Origin of the sequence: Streptomyces zinciresistens K42 (assembly GCF_000225525.1) — a bacterium.
Taxonomy (GTDB): domain Bacteria; phylum Actinomycetota; class Actinomycetes; order Streptomycetales; family Streptomycetaceae; genus Streptomyces; species Streptomyces zinciresistens.
On sequence record NZ_AGBF01000011.1, the window covers coordinates 1 to 17,728 of the forward strand.

Below are 17,728 nucleotides of genomic sequence, written 5' to 3' on the forward strand. Positions count from 1 at the left end.
GTCCGCGCTGACGGCGCAGTCGGTCGCGGGCAGGGCCGTCGTACGCTCCCTGCGCGCGGCGCTCGCGCTGGTGCGCGCCCTGCGCGCCGGGCTGCCGGGCGCGCCCGAGGCGGGCCCGCGCTTCCTGCGCGCCGAGACACCCCGGGGACCCGCTCCGCGCACGGTCGCGCTCCAGCACGCGGTGATCCGGCGCGGCCCGCCGGCCGTCGTCCTCGCCGCCTGACCCGACGCGACCGTCCCCCCTGCCGGGGGTGAGGGGCCGCCGTCGACGGCGGCGCGCGCACCGGGAACCGCCGAAGCAGGCGACCGATCCGCGGCCGTACCGCCCGACCGGTCACCTCCGCGCGCGTACTCCTCCTCACCCCAGGAATCCGGACCCTCACCCACAGTGGAGCACTTCTCGATGAAGGCCACTCGCAGCGCCGCGGCGGACGTCCTCGCCCGCCGCCGGCGCCCCGTCCTCTGACCGCCCTCCGCTTCACCGCGCGTGCCGGGACCTGCCCGCGCGCGCCGGAACTCTCACCACCGGGACATCCGCATATGCGCAAGCAAGCCCTCGCGACGGCCGCACTGCTGGCCGTCGCCGCACTCACCCTCACCGCCTGCGGCGGCGGTGCCGACAGCAGCGACAAGCCGCCCGTGACCGTGGTCTCCGAGCAGCCCGGCTCGGACAAGGCCGCCATCGTCCTCGACACCCCGTTCGAGAAGCCGGACCTGGTCCTCACCGACACGAACGGCAAGAAGTACGACTTCCGCAAGGAGACCGCGGGCAAGGCCACGCTCGTCTACTTCGGCTACACCAGCTGCCCCGACGTGTGCCCGACGACGATGAGCAACATCGCCGTCGCCAAGAAGCAGCTGCCCAAGGACCAGCAGGACGCGCTGCGCGTCGTGTTCATCACGACCGACCCGGTGCGCGACACCTCGGCGGCCCTCGGCAAGTGGCTCAAGGGCATCGACCCGCAGATCGTCGGCCTGACCGGCGCGTTCCCCACCGTGCAGGCCGCCGCGCGCACCGTGGGCATCACCATCGAACCGCCGTACAAGGACAAGAACGGCCGGATGGTCTCCACCCACGGCACCCAGGTCATCGCCTTCTCCCCGAAGAGCGACGACGGTTACGTCGTCTACACCGAGGACACCCTCGTCGACGACTACGCCAAGGACCTCCCCAAGCTCCTGAAGGGAGCGAAGCCGTGAAGCGCTTCGCCGTGCCCGCGGCGGCACTGACCGGGGCCCTGCTCCTGGCCGGCTGCGGCTCCGGGGGCTCCCAGGCCGACCTGTCCGTCAGCGGCGCCTACATGCGCCAGCCGGTGTCCGACACCATGGCGGCCGGCTTCCTGACGATCACCAACAAGGGCGGTACGCGGGACAAGTTGACGTCCATCACCAGTGACCTCGGTGTGGTGACCATGAACTCGAACATCAACGAGGCGATGCGCGTGGTCAAGAGCTTCGACGTCCCCGCGCGCGGCCGACTCGTCTTCGCGAGCGGCGGCAACCATCTGATGTTCGAGAAGCTGACCCGCAAGCCGAAGGAGGGTGAGACGGTGACCGTACGGCTCAACTTCACCGACTCGAAGCCGGTGAGCGTGCGGCTCCCGGTGAAGTCGACGACGTACAGCCCGAAGACCGGACGCTGAGGGGGACACCGCGTTGACCCGGATCACCGCCCCCCGCCTCCGGACCCTGGTGCCGCTGCTCCTGGCGGCCGGCCTGCTCCTCGCCGGAGCCGGGCCGGCCGCCGCGCACGCCGCACCGACCGGCAGCGACCCCCGGCAGGGGGCGGTGGTCTCCGCGGCTCCGACACGTATCACGCTGTCGTTCTCGGAGCGGGTCACGCTGTCCGACGGCTCGGTACGGGTGCTCGACCCCCGGGGCGGGCCGATCCAGGACGGCAACGCGGTCGGCGTCACCGGGGCGACGTACGCGGTGAAGCTCAGGGGCGGGCTGCCCGACGGCACGTACACCGTCACCTACCAGGTCGTGTCCGACGACGGCCATCCCGTCGCGGGGGCCTACACCTTCTCGATCGGCGCGCCCTCCCGCACCAGCGTCCCGGTCGACGGCCGGGCGGCGGGCGGCGGAGTCGTCGGGGTGCTCTACGGCGTCGGGCGGTACGCGTCGTACGCGGGCTTCGCCGTGCTGGCCGGCGGCGCCGCGTTCGTCCTCGCCTGCTGGCGGCGCGGGACGACGGTGCGTCCGGTGCAGCGGCTCGTCGTGACCGGCTGGCTCACCCTGACCGGCGCGACACTCGCGCTGCTCCTGCTGCGCGGCTCCTACACCGGCTCCGGGAAGGTCGGGGACGTCTTCGACCTGGATCTCCTCGGGCAGGTGCTCCAGACCAAGACGGGCGCGGCGCTGGTCTCCCGGCTGCTGCTGCTCGCCGCGGCGGCGCTGTTCGTCGCCGTGCTCTTCGGGACCTACGACGAGCGCGAGGAGGAGGAGCAGCGGGACCTCGCGGTCGGCCTCGCGATCGGCGGGTCCGTGGTGGCGGCGGGGCTCGCGGCGAGCTGGGCGATGTCCGAGCACGCCTCGGCAGGACTCCAGCCCAAGATCGCGGTACCGGTCGCGATCGTCCATCTGCTGGCCGTCGCGAGCTGGCTCGGCGGACTGGCCGCCCTGCTCGTGGCGCTCTGCGCGGCACCGCCGGACACCCCGGTCGACGCCCGCGCCGTACGGCGGTTCTCCCGCGTCGCCTTCGGCAGCGTGCTCGCGCTCGTCGCCACCGGCGTCTACCAGTCGTGGCGGCAGCTCGGGTCGTGGTCGGCGTTCACCGGCACGCGGTACGGGCGGCTGCTGCTGATCAAGATCGGCCTCGTGGCGCTGCTCGTCGGCATCGCGTGGCTCTCCCGGCGCTGGACGGCGCGGCTGGCCGCGGCGCCGGCCGTGCCCGGGGGGAGCGGAGTGTCGATCGCGGGCAGTGGCACGCGCGAGGACACGGGCGAGCGCGGGGGCGGGGGCGGGGACGGCGGCGTCGGCGTCGGCGTCGGCGTCGGCGTCGGCAGGGAGCCCGCCGGGGCCCGGACCGGGGGTGCGGGGGCGGGGACGGGGGCCGAGTCAGGCACCGGCTCAGGCACGGGCTCGGGCACGGACGCCGATGTGGAGTCCGTCTCCGCCTCTTCCACCTCTTCCGCATCAGCCGCATCGGCCGCATCGGCCGTCCTGGCCGGCGGTGGCCCCGAGCGCGCGGATCAGCTCGCGCGGCAGCGGGCCGCGATCGACACCGCACGGCGCGAGCGGCGGCGGGACGCCGATCCGAGCCGGTCCGGTCTGCGCCGCTCGGTGCTCGCCGAGACGGGCGTCGCCGTCGTGGTGCTGGCCGTCACCACCATGCTGACCTCCACGGAGCCCGGCCGGACCGAGGAGCAGGCGGCCAGGGCGTCGGCGCCGGCCGCGCCCGCCGACGCCTCCGCGGCCGGCGCGCTGACCCTCGACATGGCCTTCGACGCCGGCGGGGCGAACGGCAAGGGCGTCGTGCGCGTCGACCTCGACCCCGCGCGCGTGGGCGCCAACGAGCTGAAGGTCTCCGTGGAACGGCCCGACGGCCGCGCCCTCGACGTCCCCGAACTCAAGGTGGCCTTCACGCTGAAGTCGAGGGACATCGGGCCGCTGCCCGTCGTCCCCGACCGTGTCTCGACCGGGCAGTGGTCGGCGAGCGGGGTGCAGCTGCCCGTGGCCGGCGACTGGAAGGTCGCCGTGACCGTGCGGACCTCCGACATCGACCAGGCAACCGTCTCCAAGAACGCGCAGATCGGCTGAACCACACCATGGCAGACCAGATGGCTGACCACCCGTCCCTTCCGCAGGGCCGCCCGCCGCGGACCCCCGAGCCGTCCGCGACGGCTGGCACGTCCGACGCGTCCGGCACGTCCGGCGCGTCCGGGGGCGCGGCACCGGGGAGTACGGACACCCGGGCGGGCGTGACCCGGCGGCGGCTGCTCGGCACGGCGGGCGCGAGCGGGCTGGTGCTCGGCGCGGCCGGCGGAGCCGTCGGCTACGCCGCCCGGCCCGCCGAGGCCACCCCGCTGACCTCGCTGGGGGCCGGAGAGGTGATGTTTCACGGGAAACATCAGCCCGGCATCCTCCAGCGCCTTCAGGCGCGCGGCCATCTCGTCGCCTTCGACCTGAAGCCCGGGGTGGGCCGCAGGGAGGCGGCGGCACTGCTGCGCCGCTGGTCGGAGACGGCCCGGCGGCTGATGGCGGGCGAGGGCGCGCGGCAGGACGACACGGCTGTCGCGCGCGACGCCGGTCCGTCGTCCCTGACGATCACCTTCGGCTTCGGGCACGGCTTCTTCGCGCGGACCGGCCTGGAGAAGCAGCGCCCCGTCTCCCTCGACCCGCTGCCGGACTTCTCCTCCGACCGGCTCGACAAGGCGCGCAGCGACGGCGATCTGTGGGTGCAGATCGGCGCCGACGACGCCCTGGTGGCCTTCCACGCGCTGCGCGCGATCCAGCGGGACGCGGGCCTGGCCGCCTCGGTGCGCTGGCAGATGAACGGCTTCAACCGCTCGCCCGGCGCCACCGCGTCACCCATGACGGCGCGCAACCTGATGGGCCAGATGGACGGGACGCGCAATCCGAAGCCCTCGGAGGCCGACTTCAACGAGCGGATCTTCGTGCCGGACTCCGGCGCCAAGGACCCCGCGTGGATGGCGAACGGCTCCTACGCCGTCGTACGCCGTATCCGCATGCTGCTGGACGACTGGGAGCGGCTCGGCCTCAAGGAGCAGGAGGACGTCGTGGGACGGCGCAAGTCGGACGGGGCGCCGCTGTCGGGGGGCTCCGAGAAGACCGCGATGGACCTGGACAAGACGGACGCGGCCGGGAACCTGGTCGTGCCGATCAACGCGCACGCGCGCATCACCCGGCCCGACCAGAACGGCGGCGCGGCGATGCTGCGGCGCCCCTTCTCGTTCCACGACGGCATCGACGGGGACGGGGTGCCGGACGCGGGGCTGCTGTTCATCTGCTGGCAGGCCGACCCGCTGCGGGCGTTCGTCCCGGTCCAGCGCAAGCTCGACCGGGGCGACGCGCTGTCGGAGTACGTCCGCCACGAGGCGAGCGGGCTGTTCGCGGTGCCGGGCGGCGCGGCGCGGGGGGAGTACGTGGGGCAGGCGCTGCTGGAGGGGTGACGGCGCCGGGGAGACCGTGCGGGTACGGCACAGGCGTACGAGGGTGGGGTCGCCCCGGGGAGTGGCCCGCGGCCGCGGGGCGTGCGCCGGGCCCTGCGGCCATTAGGGTGAGGTCATGCCAGCGAGCTATGCCTATCTCGGCCCCGAGGGCACCTTCACCGAGGTCGCCCTGCGCACGCTCCCGGAGGCCGCGACCCGGGAACTGATCCCCTACGTGTCCGTGCAGTCCGCGCTGGACGCGGTGCGGGCCGGGGAGGCCGAGGCCGCGTTCGTGCCGATCGAGAACTCCGTCGAGGGCGGCATCACGACCACCCTGGACGAGCTGGTCGCCGGCACACCGCTGATGATCTACCGCGAGGTGCTGCTGTCGATCACCTTCGCGCTGCTGGTGCGGCCTGGCACGCGGCTGGCGGACATCAAGACGGTCTCCGCGCACCCGGCGGCCCAGCCGCAGGTGCGCAACTGGCTGAAGAAGAACCTGCCGGACGCCCACTGGGAGTCGGCCGCCTCGAACGCGGACGCCGCGCGCCTGGTCCAGGAGGGGCAGTACGACGCCGCCTTCGCCGGGGAGTTCGCGGCCGCCCGGTACGGCCTGGAGGCGCTGGAGACCGGCATCCACGACGCGGAGAACGCGCAGACGCGGTTCGTGCTGGTCGGCCGACCCGCGCGGCCCGCGGCGCCGACCGGGGCGGACAAGACCTCGGTCGTGCTGTGGCAGCGTGACGACCACCCCGGTGGACTGCGGGATCTGCTGGGCGAGTTTGCGACGCGCGGGATCAACCTGATGCTGCTCCAGTCCCGTCCGACCGGTGCGGGCATCGGGAACTACTGCTTCTGCGTCGATGCCGAGGGCCACATCTCCGACCGCAGGGTGGCCGAGGCGCTGATGGGGCTGAAGCGGATCTGTCTGGAGGTGCGGTTCCTGGGGTCGTACCCGCGCGCGGACCTGCGGCCCGCGGAGGTGCAGGCGCCGTGGCGGGGCACCTCGGACGAGGCGTTCATGTCGGCCGCCGACTGGGTGGCGCGGTGCCAGGACGGGCGGTTCTGAGCGGTCGCGGCCGCGGCGGCCGGTGCTGCGCCGGTGCCGGGTCGGGGACGTCCGCCGGGTCGGGGTGTCAGGGGCTTCTGGCCGGTCCTACCTGCTGATTGTCGTTATCCACAGGAGTTATCCACAGACGCTCATCTCGACCTGGGGACAAGTCGACAAGCATGGGTGAGTCTGTCGACAAGTCGGCCCCCTGACCCCAAGACCGTCCATCATCCCGCACCTCACTCTTCGTCCAGCCTTTTCCGATGGGTCACTCTTTGAGGCGACCGCTTTCCACTCGAAAGTGAGGGTGAGGTGGGTTTGCCCTGGGAATCCTCAAGCTGCCGGACGGATTCCGGAGTGATCCATTCCGACGTCCACAGTCCATCCACACACCCTGTGGATAACTTTTCCAGGGTCGGGGATTCCTGTGGACAACCAGGAGGCGCCCAGGACCCAAGTCCCGCTCTCCGTAAGGGGATCGAGTCAACCGGACGCCGCGGCAGCACTTCGTTCCAGGGAGCGGGGCACCGATATTGACACGCCTGGCAATTCACCCATAACAGAACGTAAGCCGCACTTCGGAATAGTGAGTCGTGGGCTGTCACCCCGCCCCGGTAGCCTTGGCCGCGTGATTGACCTTCGCCTGCTCCGTGAGGACCCCGACCGAGTGCGCGCCTCGCAGCGCGCCCGTGGAGAGGACGTCGCGCTCGTCGACGCCCTCCTGTCTGCCGACGAGCGGCGCAGGTCGTCCGGCGTCCGCTTCGACGAGCTCCGCGCCGAGCAGAAGCAGCTCGGCAAGCTCATCCCCAAGGCCGCCGGCGACGAGAAGGCCGAGCTGCTGAAGAAGGCGAGCCGGCTGGCCGCCGACGTCAAGGCGGCCGACGCCGAGCGCGACGCCGCCGACGTGGAGACCCAGGAGCTGCTGGTCCGGCTCGGCAACCTCGTGCACCCGGACGTGCCGGTGGGCGGCGAGGAGGACTTCGTCACCCTGGAGACGCACGGCGAGATCCGCGACTTCGCCGCCGAGGGCTTCGAACCCCGGGACCACCTGGAGCTCGGCACCCTCCTCGGCGCGATCGACGTCGAGCGCGGCGCGAAGGTCTCCGGCTCGCGCTTCTACTTCCTCACCGGCGTCGGCGCCCTGCTGGAACTGGCGCTGGTGAACGCGGCGATGGCCCAGGCGACCGCGGCCGGATTCACGCCGATGCTGACCCCGGCGCTGGTCCGTCCCCAGTCGATGGCGGGCACCGGCTTCCTCGGCCAGGCCGCGCAGGACGTCTACCACCTCGACAAGGACGACCTGTACCTGGTCGGCACCTCCGAGGTGCCGCTCGCCGCGTACCACATGGACGAGATCCTCGACGCCGACAAGCTCCCCCTGCGCTACGCGGGCTTCTCGCCGTGCTTCCGCCGCGAGGCCGGCTCGCACGGCAAGGACACCCGCGGCATCTTCCGGGTGCACCAGTTCGACAAGGTCGAGATGTTCTCCTACGTCGCTTCCGAGGACTCGCGGGCCGAGCACCAGCGCCTGCTGGAGTGGGAGAAGCAGTGGCTGACGTCGCTGGAGCTGCCGTACCGCGTCATCGACGTCGCCTCCGGCGACCTCGGCGCCTCGGCGTCGCGCAAGTTCGACTGCGAGGCGTGGATCCCGACACAGGGCAAGTACCGCGAGCTGACGTCGACCTCGGACTGCACCGAGTTCCAGTCCCGCCGCCTGTCGATCCGCGTCCGTGACGGCAAGCAGGTCAAGCCGCTGGCCACGCTGAACGGCACCCTGTGCGCCGTACCGCGCACCATCGTGGCGATCCTGGAGAACCACCAGCAGGCCGACGGCTCCGTGCGGGTTCCCGAGGTGCTGCGCCCGTACCTGGGCGGCCGCGAGGTCCTGGAGCCGGTGGCCAGGTGAGCGGCACGGCTCCCGCCCGGGACAGCGAGACCGCGCCGGGAGGGTTCCCCTACCGGCTGATCGCGACCGATCTCGACGGAACGCTTCTGCGCTCCGACGAGTCGGTCTCGCGCCGCACCCGTGACGCCCTCGGCGCGGCCACCGGGGCGGGCGCCGCACACATCGTCGTCACGGGCCGCGCGGTCCCCTGGACCCGGCACATCCTGGACGACCTGGGCTACCGGGGGCTCGCGGTGTGCGGTCAGGGCGCGCAGGTGTACCACGCCGGTGAGCACCGGCTGCTGACCTCGGTGACGCTGGACCGCGGGCTGGCCGGGGTGGCGCTCGCGAAGATCGAGGCGGAGGTCGGCCCGCTGCACCTGGCGGCGAGCCGCGACGGTCTGGACGGCGACGTGCTGGTGGGCCCCGGGTACGCGGTGACGGGCGCCCTTCCGTCGACCCCGTTCACGGATGCGGCGGACCTGTGGACCGCGCCGCTCAACAAGATCTACATACAGCATCCCGAGCTGTCCGACGACGACCTCGCGGAGGCCGCGCGCCGGGCCGCGGGCGGCTTCGTCACGGTGGCGATGGCGGGCGAGGGCATCGTGGAACTGCTGCCGCTCGGCCTGTCCAAGGCCACCGGCCTCTCCCTGGCGGCCCGCCGTCTGGGACTGAAGGCGGCGGACACGATCGCCTTCGGCGACATGCCCAACGACCTGCCGATGTTCGCCTGGGCGTCCTACGGGGTGGCCATGGCCGGCGCCCACGCCGAACTCAAGGCGGTGGCCGACGAGGTGACGGCCTCCCCCGAGGACGACGGCATCGCGCTGGTGCTGGAGCGCCTGCTGGGCTGAGCCGGGCCGAGCGCCTGCCCCGGGCTGCCGATGGGGCGGGCGGCTGGAGGCCCGGCGGGCCCGTCCTGGCGTGCAGGGCACCGCGGGCGGGTGTCGGCGTAGGTTCATCGGTCCACAGATGTCGCGGAGGATGCACGGTTCGAACGTGCGCGGGGTCTCCCCCGACCACGGCTCAATGAGCCGGTGCCTTGCCACTCGGCCAATCCTCCGGGTGGGCGACCCACGCGAGAGCGACATCGCGTGCTCGAAGCGGCCGCCCCGGGCAGCTCCTCGTGCGGAGCGGGCTCGGCGGTGGCGTACCTACACCGGAACCCGCCGCGGGCTGCCCTGTCGGGAGCCGGACGGACTGTCGTGCAGAGACATCGCCCCGCTCCTCTCCCAGAACGCGGCGCCGGACTCGGCCGGCGGTTCGGACAGGACCATCGTGCCCGGCCGCCGGACCGGACGCCACTGAATAAAACAGCCGTACGACGCTCAGCGCCGGCGCCACCAGCGGCGGCGCGCCTTGCTGAAGAACCACCCGGCGGGCGGTTCGTCCGAGCGCCACGGCTGCGGCTCGGGTTCCTCGCGGCGCCAGCGCGCGGCCAGCATCCGGGCGCGGGCGGACGGTTCGGACGTCGGCGCGGACCGCACGAAGTCCTCGTCGAGCACGAGGTCGTCGTCCCCGTCGTCCGCCATCGCGTGCCTCCCCGCGCCTCCCGGTCCGGCCGCCCGCCGGACCGGACGCCTGTCCCGCCCAGTGTGCCCGTGCGGAGGTCAAACCCCCGTGAAGGGCGGGCCCGCGCGGGGCCCGCCCTGCTACTCCTCGCCCGCCAGCGTGAGCGAGCGCAGCTTCTGCCCCGCGTACCAGGTCGCGAGGACGGTGACCGCGATCAGCAGCACGGTGGCCGTGGTCAGGCCGACGTCCGAGGTCACCATGTCCCCGCCGGCCACCTTCTGCGCCACGGCCAGCGACCACTGCTGGACGCTCAGCGTGCGCGCGCCCGGCACCAGCGAGCCGAACAGGGCCTCCCAGACGAGGGCGTAGACGAGTCCGAAGACCACCGCGTGCCGCGAGACCGTGCCGAGCAGCAGGAAGAGCGCGGCGTAGGCGATGGAGGCGACCAGTGCGGCCACCGTGTAGGCGACGGCGATCTGCTGGCCGTTGCCGTTGAGGATGAAGCCGGCGATGAAGGTCGGCAGCGCCGAGAACACCATCGTCACGGCGACCGCCACGATCAGCTTGGTGAAGATGATCGTGGGCCGCTTCAGCGGCTTGGACAGCAGGTACACCACCGAGCCGTCGTCGATCTCGGGCCCGATGGCACCGGTACCGGCGATGACGCCGATGATCGGCACCATGGTGGCGAGCGCGAGCCCGCCGAGCAGGTCGGCCGCGGTCTGGTCGTCGGCGCCGGCCAGGACGCGGACGGCCACCGAGAGCGCGATGAGCAGGACGGGCAGCGCGGCCAGGATGAGGGCCCGGCGGCGGCCGAGCAGGGCCCGGTAGGTGAGCCGGGCGACTGTGGGGTCGTACATCTTCGGCCTCCTACGCCGCGACGAGATACGAGAAGACGGACTCGAGGGACTCGTCGGACGGCGAGACCGTGAGCAGGCGGATGCCGTGCTCGCGCGCCACCCTGGGCAGCAGCGCGGTGAAGCGGCCGAAGTCGACGGCCTGGACGTGCAGCGCGCCCTCGGCCAGGTCGACCTCGATGCCGGACGTCGACGGGTCGGCGATCAGCGCCGCCGCGAGGGTGCGGTCGTCGCTGGAGCGCACCAGGTAGCGGTGCGGGCGGTCGGTCATCAGACGGCGGATCTTGCGGAAGTCGCCGCTGGCCGCGTGCCGGCCGGCGACCACGACCTCGATGTGCCAGGCCAGTTGCTCGACCTCTTCGAGGATGTGGGACGAGAACAGCACCGTGCGGCCCTCGTCGCCCATCTTCCTGAGCAGGTCCATCAGCTGCATGCGCTGGCGCGGGTCCATGCCGTTGAAGGGCTCGTCGAGCAGCAGCAGCGAGGGCTCGTGGACGAGGGCGCTCGCCATCTTCACGCGCTGGCGCATGCCCTTGGAGTACGTCGAGACCTTGCGGTCCTGCGCGTACTCCATCTCGACCGTGGCCAGCGCCTTCTGGGCCGCCTTGGCGCCCAGGCCGTGCAGCTCGGCGTTGGCGACGACGAACTCGCGGCCGGTGAGGAAGTCGTACATCGCCTCGCGCTCGGGGACGATGCCGATGTGCCGGTAGACCGCCTCGTTGCGCCACACCTGCCGGCCGTCGAGCGTGATGCTGCCGGTGGAGGGCGCGAGGAAGCCGGCCATCATGTTGATCAGGGTGGACTTCCCGGCGCCGTTGGGGCCGAGCAGGCCCGTCACACCGGGGCCGATCGTCATGGTGATGTCGTTGACGGCGACCACGTTGCCGAACCAGCGGGAGACGTGGTCGATCGAGAGCGTGGTCACAGTCCGACCTTTCGGTAGCGGCGCAGCAGGAGGCCGTAGGCGGCGGCGACGAGGCCGAGGGTGACGAGGACGTAGACCACGCCCTCCCCGGTGCTCGGGCCGACGCCGCCCGGGAAGGCGGAGTCGGCGCCCAGGAACGCCGACTGCACTCCGTCGATGAGCGTGACCGGCGAGAACAGGCCCATCCAGGCGATGGCGCCCGAGCTGTCCTGCACCTCGGCGATGGCCTGGAGGGTGGAGACCGCGCCGTAGGAGATGGTCAGTACGGCGATGACGGCCGCGATGCCGAAGCCGCGGCGCGGGGTCACCGAGGCGATGACGAGGCCGATGCCGGCGAACAGCAGCGAGAGCAGTGCCACGGAGACCAGCCCCTGTGCGAATCCCTTGGTCTGGTCGGCGAAGTCGAGTTTGGCGAGCAGCGCGCCCGCGTAGAGCACGATCAGCGGTGCGCCGGTCAGCAGGAACAGCGCGGAGGCCAGCGCCGCGAACTTCGCCCGGACGTAGTCGGCGGTCTCGATGGGCCGCGAGAAGTACAGCGGAACCGTCTTGAAGCGCAGGTCGCGCGAGACCGACTGCGGTGCCTGCGAGGCGAGGTAGAGGCTGATCACGGCCTGCATGACGATCGCGTAGCGCGTGTAGTCGACGGGCAGTTCCCTGGCCTTGGTGGCGACCGCGACGGCGACCATGATGGCCGCGGGCACGCACATCACCACGAACAGCAGCATCGGCAGCACCTTGGACTTCACCGAGCGGCCGAGGCCGTAGGAGCCGCGCAGGGACTGCGAGAAGAGGGAGCGCGTGGCGTAGGAGCGGCCGAGCCGCGGGCCGTCGTAACTGCGGTAGCCGATGTTGTGGATCCGGGTCTGGTCACCCTGCTGGGTGGCCGTGGAGTGCTCAACCGCCATGGCCGACCGCCTCCTTGCGCTGTGCGTCGGTGCTCTCGTCGCTGTCCTTGAAGACCTCGGAGATGTGGTGGCGGCGCTGCTCCATGCGCACCAGGCCGAGTCCGAGGTCGGCGACCACGTCGCGCACCAGGTCGTAGGTCTCCTCGCCCTGCGCGGTCAGCAGCAGGATGTGGCCGGAGCCCGGCAGGCCGCGGCCGCTGTCGAGGACATCCACCCCGCGCGCGTGGAGCGCGTCGCGCACCGCGCGCGTGCCGTCCGGGTGCTCGTCGGTGTCGGTGACCTCGATGGCGAGGGTCGTGGTGGTCTGGGTGAAGTCGGTGGTGGAGCTGGAGCGCAGGAGCTTGCCGCCGTCGATGACGACGACGTGGTCGCAGGTGCGCTCCAGTTCGCCCAGCAGGTGGGAGGTGACCAGGACCGAGATGCCGAAGTCCGTGTGGATGCGGCGGATGAGGCCGAGCATCTCGTCGCGGCCGACCGGGTCGAGGCCGTTGGTCGGCTCGTCGAGGAAGACCAGCTGCGGGTCGTGCACCAGCGCCTGGGCCAGCTTCACGCGCTGCTTCATGCCGGTCGAGTAGCCGCCGATGGGTCGGTAGCGCTCCTCGTACAGGCCGACATGGCGCAGGGTGTCCGCGGTGCGCTCGCGCGCGGCGGCGGGCGGCAGTCCGGACATGCGGGCCATGTGGACGACGAACTCGGTGGCCGAGACGTCGGGCGGCAGGCAGTCGTGCTCGGGCATGTACCCGACCCGCTCGCGGATGGCGGCGCCCTTGGTGGCCACGTCGAGACCGAGCACTTCGGCGCGGCCCTCGCTGGCGGGGGACAGACCCAGCAGGATCTTGATCATCGTGGACTTGCCGGCTCCGTTGGCTCCGACGAGTCCGGTCACACCGGGCCCGATGTCCAAGGAGAGCCGGTCAAGAGCGGTCACCCGGGGGAACCGCTTGCTCAGGCTTTCGGTCGCGATCACAGTCACGCTACGAAGGTAGTGACCCGTACCACGCCGGTCGTCACCCCGCAGAGCTGTATTGGGGTCAGACCTCAGGACTACGGGGACCTAGGGGTCGCCCTGAGGCCCGACGACGAGCGGCGCGTCCGTCCCCTCCGGGAGGTTTTCCACAGCTCCGGATCACCCTATTGACGCGGACTCTAACAACTGTCACATTCACCTGTGTCATGTTACGGACACGTACCGCAGTCGGTGCGGACAGGTGGGGCGGTGGCATGAGCACGGCGGTTGCGGGGGACTCACGGCGGCTTCGGCCGGGTTGCGCGGACCCAGGCGCGTCCGGCGGCCGGCGTACGTGCGCGCCGAAGCCGTGGCGGCCCGGCTGGAGCCGGGCGTCACGGAGCGCGAGGCCGCGCACGCAGCGCGTCCGGCTGGGTGAGCGGGGTGTGCGGGACTGGTTCGCTCTGCCCTTCGCCCGGTGCGGGGACCGCACGGCGTTCGCGGGCTTCCGCGTCCCGCTGCGGTCCTTTCCCGCCGGGGTTCCCGGGTTCGGCGCCCCAGCGCTCAAGGGCCTGGCGGGCGACGCGCTGCGCGGGCACCGCGCCGGCTGGTGGCCGCCGTGGTCGCCGTACCGCTTCTCCGACCACCCGCCGCGGCCGGGCCTGTGGGCGGTCGAGCCGCACCTCGGTTTCCGCGGCACGGGCGCGAAGTTCGAGGAGATCCGCGTGGTCACCGGCTCCGCGGATCCCGAGGAGAGCGCCTTCCGGCCGGACGACGATCTGCCGCATGTGCGGCGCTGGGCGGAGGAGAAGTGACGATGCAGGGCGCGCGCGAGCGCACGGTACGCACCGGCGGGGTCGAGCTGTGCGTCGCCGAGCTGGGGGACACGGCACAGCCGACGGTGGTCCTCGTGCACGGCTACCCGGACAGCAAGGAGGTGTGGTCGCGGGTCGCGCCGCGGCTGGCGGACCGCTTCCACGTCGTGCTGTACGACGTCCGGGGGCACGGCCGGTCCACCGCCCCGAAGCCGCTGCGGGGCGGGTTCACCCTGGAGAAGCTCACGGACGACTTCCTGGCCGTCGCCGACGCGGTGAGCCCCGGTCGGCCGGTGCACGTGGTGGGGCACGACTGGGGCTCCGTACAGGCGTGGGAGTTCGCCACGGTGCGCCGCGCGGAGGGCCGGATCGCGTCCTTCACGTCCCTGTCGGGGCCGTCCCTGGACCACTTCGGCCACTGGATCGGACGGCGTCTGAAGCGACCCACCCCGCGCCGGGTCGCCCAGCTCCTCGGCCAGGGCGCCAAGTCCTGGTACGTGTACGCCCTGCACACTCCCGTGCTGCCCGAACTGGCCTGGCGCGGCCCCCTCGGCAGGCTCTGGCCGGGAATCCTGGAGCGGATGGAGAAGGTGCCCGGCGACGGCTACCCCACCGCGTCGCTGCCGTCCGACGCGGCCCGCGGGGCCTGGCTGTACCGGGACAACGTCCGCTCCCGGCTGACCCGACCGCGCCCCGACGCCTACGCACACGCGCCCGTGCAGCTCATCACGCCCGTGGGAGACGCCTTCCTGTCGGAGCGGCTCTACGACGAACTGGAGCATTGGGTGCCGCAGTTGACGCGGCGCACGCTGGACGCCAGGCACTGGGTGCCGCGCAGCCGTCCCGAGCAACTGGCCTCCTGGATCCGGGAGTTCGTGACCTCGGTCGAGGGCGGGCGCCCGCAGGGGGTCACCGCGACCGGGAAGTACGCCGACCGCTTCGGCGGGCAGCTCGTGCTGGTGACCGGGGCGGGCAGCGGCATCGGCCGGGCCACCGCCTACGCGTTCGCCGGGGCCGGCGCGCGCGTGGTGGCCGTCGACCGGGACGGCGAGACGGCGGTCCGGACCGCGGAGATGTGCCGGCTGATCGGCGCGCCCGAGGCATGGGCGGAGGCGGTCGACGTCTCGGACGAGCAGGGCATGGAGAAGCTCGCCGCGAAGGTCGCCGCCGACTACGGCGTCGTGGACGTCCTGGTGAACAACGCCGGGATCGGTCTGTCGGGTTCCTTCCTCGACACCACGCCCGAGGACTGGAAGAAGGTCCTGGACGTCAATCTGTGGGGTGTCATCCACGGCTGCCGGCTCTTCGGCCGGCAGATGGCCGAGCGCGGCCAGGGCGGGTACATCGTCAACACCGCCTCGGCGGCGGCGTTCCAGCCCTCCAGGGCCCTGCCCGCCTACAGCACCTCCAAGGCGGCCGTGCTGATGCTGAGCGAGTGCCTGCGCGCGGAGCTCGCCGGCCGGGGCATCGGCGTGAGCGCGATATGCCCCGGCCTGGTGAACACCGGAATCGCCGCGACGGCCCGGTTCGCGGGGGTGGGCGCCGAGGAGGAGAAGCGGAGGCAGAAGCGGTCCGCCCGGCTGTACGAACTGCGCGACTACCCGCCGGAGAAGGTCGCCGACGCGATCCTGCGGGCGGTGGTGCGGGGCGAGGCCGTGGTGCCGGTGACACCGGAGGCGCGCGGCGCGTATCTGATGTCGAGGTTCACACCGAGGGCGCTGCGACGGATCGCCCGGCTGGAGCCGCCGCTGTGAGCGGGGGCGGGCCGGGGAGGGGGCCACTCCGGCTGTCAGCGGCGGTGAGCCCGGAGGTCACGCCGACGCGGGGAGCGGGAGTGGGTCCGGGGCGCGCACCGCCGCCGTCAGCCGGGGCGGGGATGGGTCCGGAGCGCGCACCGCCGCCGTCAGCCGGGGCAGGGATGGGTCCGGAGCGCGCACCGCCGCCGTCCGTGGAGGCGGGTCCGGGGCGCGCGCCGACGCTCTGCGCGGGGGCGGGTCCGGCGGCGGCCGGCGCGGCGAGGCGGCGCGCGCGGCCGAGGGGGCTGTCCCGCCCGCCTACCGGATCGAGGATCTGGCGCACCTCGGCGGGGCGACCGTGCGCACCGTCCGCGCCTACCAGGACCGGGGCCTGCTCCCCCGTCCCGGGCGCCGGGGCCGCGCCAACGTCTACGGCGACGCCCATCTCGTGCGTCTGCGCCAGATCGCCGACCTGCTCGACCGCGGCTACACACTGGCCTCGATCAAGGAGCTCCTGGATGCCTGGGGCAGCGGCCGCGGGCTGGGAGGCGTCCTCGGGCTGGTCAGGGAGGTGGACGGGCGGTGGACCGACGAGGAGGCGGTACGGATCTCCCGCGCGGAGCTGGAGGAGCGCTTCAGCGGCCGGCGGGACGAGGAGGCGGTGGCCGAGGCCGTGGAGCTCGGAGTGCTGGACCCGGTGCCCGGCGACACCGACTCCTTCGTCGTCCCGAGCCCCAAGAGCTGTCCGTGGCCGTGGAGTTGCACGCGGCCGGGGTGCCGCTGTCCGCGATCTCCGGCCACCTGCGGGAGTTGAGGGGGCAGGTCGAGCACATCGCCGCCTGTTTCCTGGAGTTCACCACCGAGCACGTCTTCGCCCGCTACCTGGGAGGACCGCACCTGCGCACGGACGCCGGAGCGGCGGAGGCGGCCTCGCTCGTCCGCCGGCTGCGGCCTCTCGCCCAGCACACCGTGGACGCGGAACTCGTCGGCGCGATGCGGTTGTTGGCCGTACGGCAGCTGCGCCGCCACCTCGGGTCGCGGGAGGAGCGGGAGACCGGCGACCGGACGCGTCCGGTGGCGATCCCGGCGGACACGATGAGCCGCGTGGAAGCCCTGGTTGGGGCTGGACAGGCTGCCGGGTTCGTCGCCTCGGCAGCTGAACGGGAGCTCCGGGCACGGAGCTTGGACCGCATGGCCGCAATCCACCAAGTGTCAAACGACGTTGACGAAACCCCCTGAGGGGGTGGCTCGTTGTCCACAGAATCGCCAATTCATCTGTGGATAAACGCACTTGGCTGTGGATCAAACCTCGCGACAGGAAATCGTTCGCGTGATACGTGTCGCGCCCGGCAGGCTGATGGCATGGATGAACGACGCACCGTGAAGGTGTCCAAGTACCTCTCCAAGCATCTGCGCCATCAGCCCGAGCGGATCGGGCTCACCCTGGACGCGGGCGGCTGGGTCGAGATCGACACGCTGATCGCCGCCGTGACCGCGCACCACTTCCGCCTCACCCGCGAGGAGCTGGACCACGTCGTCGCCACGAACGACAAGCGGCGCTTCGCCGTCGAGGGCACGCGCATCCGCGCCAGCCAGGGCCACAGCGTCGACGTCGACCTCGGCCTGGCCCCGGCCACCCCGCCCGCCTTCCTCTTCCACGGCACCGTGGCCGCCAGCCTGGACGCGATCCGCCGTGAGGGCCTGCGGCCGATGAACCGGCATGCCGTGCACCTCTCGCCGGACCGCGAGACCGCGACCCGTGTCGGGGCGCGCCGCGGGCACCCGGTCGTGCTCGTCGTGGACGCCGCCGCCATGCACCGCGACGACCATGTCTTCCAGATCAGCGCGAACGGAGTGTGGCTGACCCAGGCCGTCCCCCCGGCCTACCTGCGCTCCTCTCCGCAGCGCTGACCTCGCCCGCGAGGAGCGGCGCCCGTGGACGGCCCCGTCCGTCACCCGCCCCGTCCGGCATGATCGGC

At 72.6% G+C, this 17,728-nt stretch carries 14 protein-coding genes, 1 tRNA gene and 3 pseudogenes; 12 read left to right on the top strand and 6 right to left on the bottom strand.

Going from position 1 to position 17,728, the window contains the following annotated elements; translation table 11 throughout:
• The 8 genes and pseudogenes from SZN_RS06105 to SZN_RS06140 all read left to right on the top strand — a co-directional run.
• Window positions 1-223, top strand: a pseudogene (locus SZN_RS06105) (hypothetical protein); the annotation flags it as partial.
• Window positions 224-540: 317 nt separating this feature from the next.
• Window positions 541-1,200, top strand: a complete 660-nt coding sequence (locus tag SZN_RS06110; RefSeq protein WP_007492418.1) for an SCO family protein — start codon at window positions 541-543, stop codon at window positions 1,198-1,200.
• Complete coding sequence (locus tag SZN_RS06115; RefSeq protein WP_007492420.1) at window positions 1,197-1,643, top strand: copper chaperone PCu(A)C; 447 nt, start codon at window positions 1,197-1,199, stop codon at window positions 1,641-1,643. The genes SZN_RS06110 and SZN_RS06115 overlap by 4 nt, the downstream gene beginning before the upstream one ends.
• A gap of 13 nt (window positions 1,644-1,656) precedes the next feature.
• A complete protein-coding gene (locus SZN_RS06120; RefSeq protein WP_007492422.1) occupies window positions 1,657-3,762 on the top strand; it encodes a copper resistance CopC/CopD family protein in 2,106 nt (701 codons plus the stop codon).
• Window positions 3,763-3,770: 8 nt separating this feature from the next.
• Entirely contained in the window at window positions 3,771-5,135 is a 1,365-nt protein-coding gene (efeB, locus tag SZN_RS06125) for an iron uptake transporter deferrochelatase/peroxidase subunit (RefSeq protein ID WP_043728758.1), read from the top strand.
• Between the two features lie 115 nt (window positions 5,136-5,250).
• Window positions 5,251-6,183 carry a prephenate dehydratase gene (gene pheA, locus SZN_RS06130; protein WP_007492425.1) on the top strand — a complete coding sequence of 311 codons (933 nt, stop codon included), beginning with the start codon at window positions 5,251-5,253 and terminating at the stop codon, window positions 6,181-6,183.
• Between the two features lie 610 nt (window positions 6,184-6,793).
• Window positions 6,794-8,071 carry a serine--tRNA ligase gene (gene serS, locus SZN_RS06135; RefSeq protein ID WP_007492428.1) on the top strand — a complete coding sequence of 426 codons (1,278 nt, stop codon included), beginning with the start codon at window positions 6,794-6,796 and terminating at the stop codon, window positions 8,069-8,071.
• Window positions 8,068-8,907 carry an HAD family hydrolase gene (locus tag SZN_RS06140; RefSeq protein ID WP_007492430.1) on the top strand — a complete coding sequence of 280 codons (840 nt, stop codon included), beginning with the start codon at window positions 8,068-8,070 and terminating at the stop codon, window positions 8,905-8,907. Before serS ends, SZN_RS06140 begins: the two co-directional genes overlap by 4 nt.
• Before the next feature lie 124 nt (window positions 8,908-9,031).
• Here the strand turns inward: SZN_RS06140 and SZN_RS06145 are convergent.
• From SZN_RS06145 to SZN_RS06170, 6 genes are all read right to left on the bottom strand, one after another.
• Window positions 9,032-9,116: transfer RNA gene (locus SZN_RS06145), tRNA-Asn, on the bottom strand.
• Between the two features lie 265 nt (window positions 9,117-9,381).
• Window positions 9,382-9,585: an SGM_3592 family protein gene (locus SZN_RS06150; protein ID WP_007492432.1), complete on the bottom strand. Its 204-nt coding sequence runs from the start codon at window positions 9,583-9,585 to the stop codon at window positions 9,382-9,384.
• Between the two features lie 120 nt (window positions 9,586-9,705).
• Complete coding sequence (locus SZN_RS06155) at window positions 9,706-10,425, bottom strand: ABC transporter permease (protein WP_007492433.1); 720 nt, start codon at window positions 10,423-10,425, stop codon at window positions 9,706-9,708.
• 10 nt (window positions 10,426-10,435) lie between these two features.
• Entirely contained in the window at window positions 10,436-11,347 is a 912-nt protein-coding gene (locus SZN_RS06160) for an ABC transporter ATP-binding protein (protein WP_007492436.1), read from the bottom strand.
• Window positions 11,344-12,252 carry a hypothetical protein gene (locus SZN_RS06165; RefSeq protein WP_007492439.1) on the bottom strand — a complete coding sequence of 303 codons (909 nt, stop codon included), beginning with the start codon at window positions 12,250-12,252 and terminating at the stop codon, window positions 11,344-11,346. The genes SZN_RS06160 and SZN_RS06165 overlap by 4 nt, the downstream gene beginning before the upstream one ends.
• Complete coding sequence (locus tag SZN_RS06170) at window positions 12,242-13,219, bottom strand: ABC transporter ATP-binding protein (RefSeq protein WP_007492441.1); 978 nt, start codon at window positions 13,217-13,219, stop codon at window positions 12,242-12,244. The genes SZN_RS06165 and SZN_RS06170 overlap by 11 nt, the downstream gene beginning before the upstream one ends.
• Before the next feature lie 298 nt (window positions 13,220-13,517).
• Here SZN_RS06170 and SZN_RS06175 point away from each other — a divergent pair.
• The 4 genes and pseudogenes from SZN_RS06175 to SZN_RS06190 all read left to right on the top strand — a co-directional run bounded on the left by SZN_RS06175 (window position 13,518) and on the right by SZN_RS06190 (window position 17,660).
• A pseudogene (locus SZN_RS06175) lies at window positions 13,518-14,013 on the top strand (hypothetical protein).
• Window positions 14,014-14,015: 2 nt separating this feature from the next.
• A complete protein-coding gene (locus SZN_RS06180; RefSeq protein ID WP_043728764.1) occupies window positions 14,016-15,767 on the top strand; it encodes an SDR family oxidoreductase in 1,752 nt (583 codons plus the stop codon).
• Between the two features lie 307 nt (window positions 15,768-16,074).
• A pseudogene (locus SZN_RS06185) lies at window positions 16,075-16,988 on the top strand (MerR family transcriptional regulator).
• 123 nt (window positions 16,989-17,111) lie between these two features.
• Complete coding sequence (locus SZN_RS06190) at window positions 17,112-17,660, top strand: RNA 2'-phosphotransferase (RefSeq protein WP_043728768.1); 549 nt, start codon at window positions 17,112-17,114, stop codon at window positions 17,658-17,660.
• Window positions 17,661-17,728: the final 68 nt, after the last annotated feature.

Coding starts and splice junctions, on each gene's coding strand:
- SZN_RS06110 (WP_007492418.1), top strand. CDS start 541: ATGCGCAAGCAAGCCCTCGCGACGGCCGCACTGCTGGCCGTCGCCGCA.
- efeB (WP_043728758.1), top strand. CDS start 3,771: ATGGCAGACCAGATGGCTGACCACCCGTCCCTTCCGCAGGGCCGCCCG.
- pheA (WP_007492425.1), top strand. CDS start 5,251: ATGCCAGCGAGCTATGCCTATCTCGGCCCCGAGGGCACCTTCACCGAG.
- SZN_RS06150 (WP_007492432.1), bottom strand. CDS start 9,585: ATGGCGGACGACGGGGACGACGACCTCGTGCTCGACGAGGACTTCGTG.
- SZN_RS06155 (WP_007492433.1), bottom strand. CDS start 10,425: ATGTACGACCCCACAGTCGCCCGGCTCACCTACCGGGCCCTGCTCGGC.
- SZN_RS06165 (WP_007492439.1), bottom strand. CDS start 12,252: ATGGCGGTTGAGCACTCCACGGCCACCCAGCAGGGTGACCAGACCCGG.
- SZN_RS06180 (WP_043728764.1), top strand. CDS start 14,016: ATGCAGGGCGCGCGCGAGCGCACGGTACGCACCGGCGGGGTCGAGCTG.
- SZN_RS06190 (WP_043728768.1), top strand. CDS start 17,112: ATGGATGAACGACGCACCGTGAAGGTGTCCAAGTACCTCTCCAAGCAT.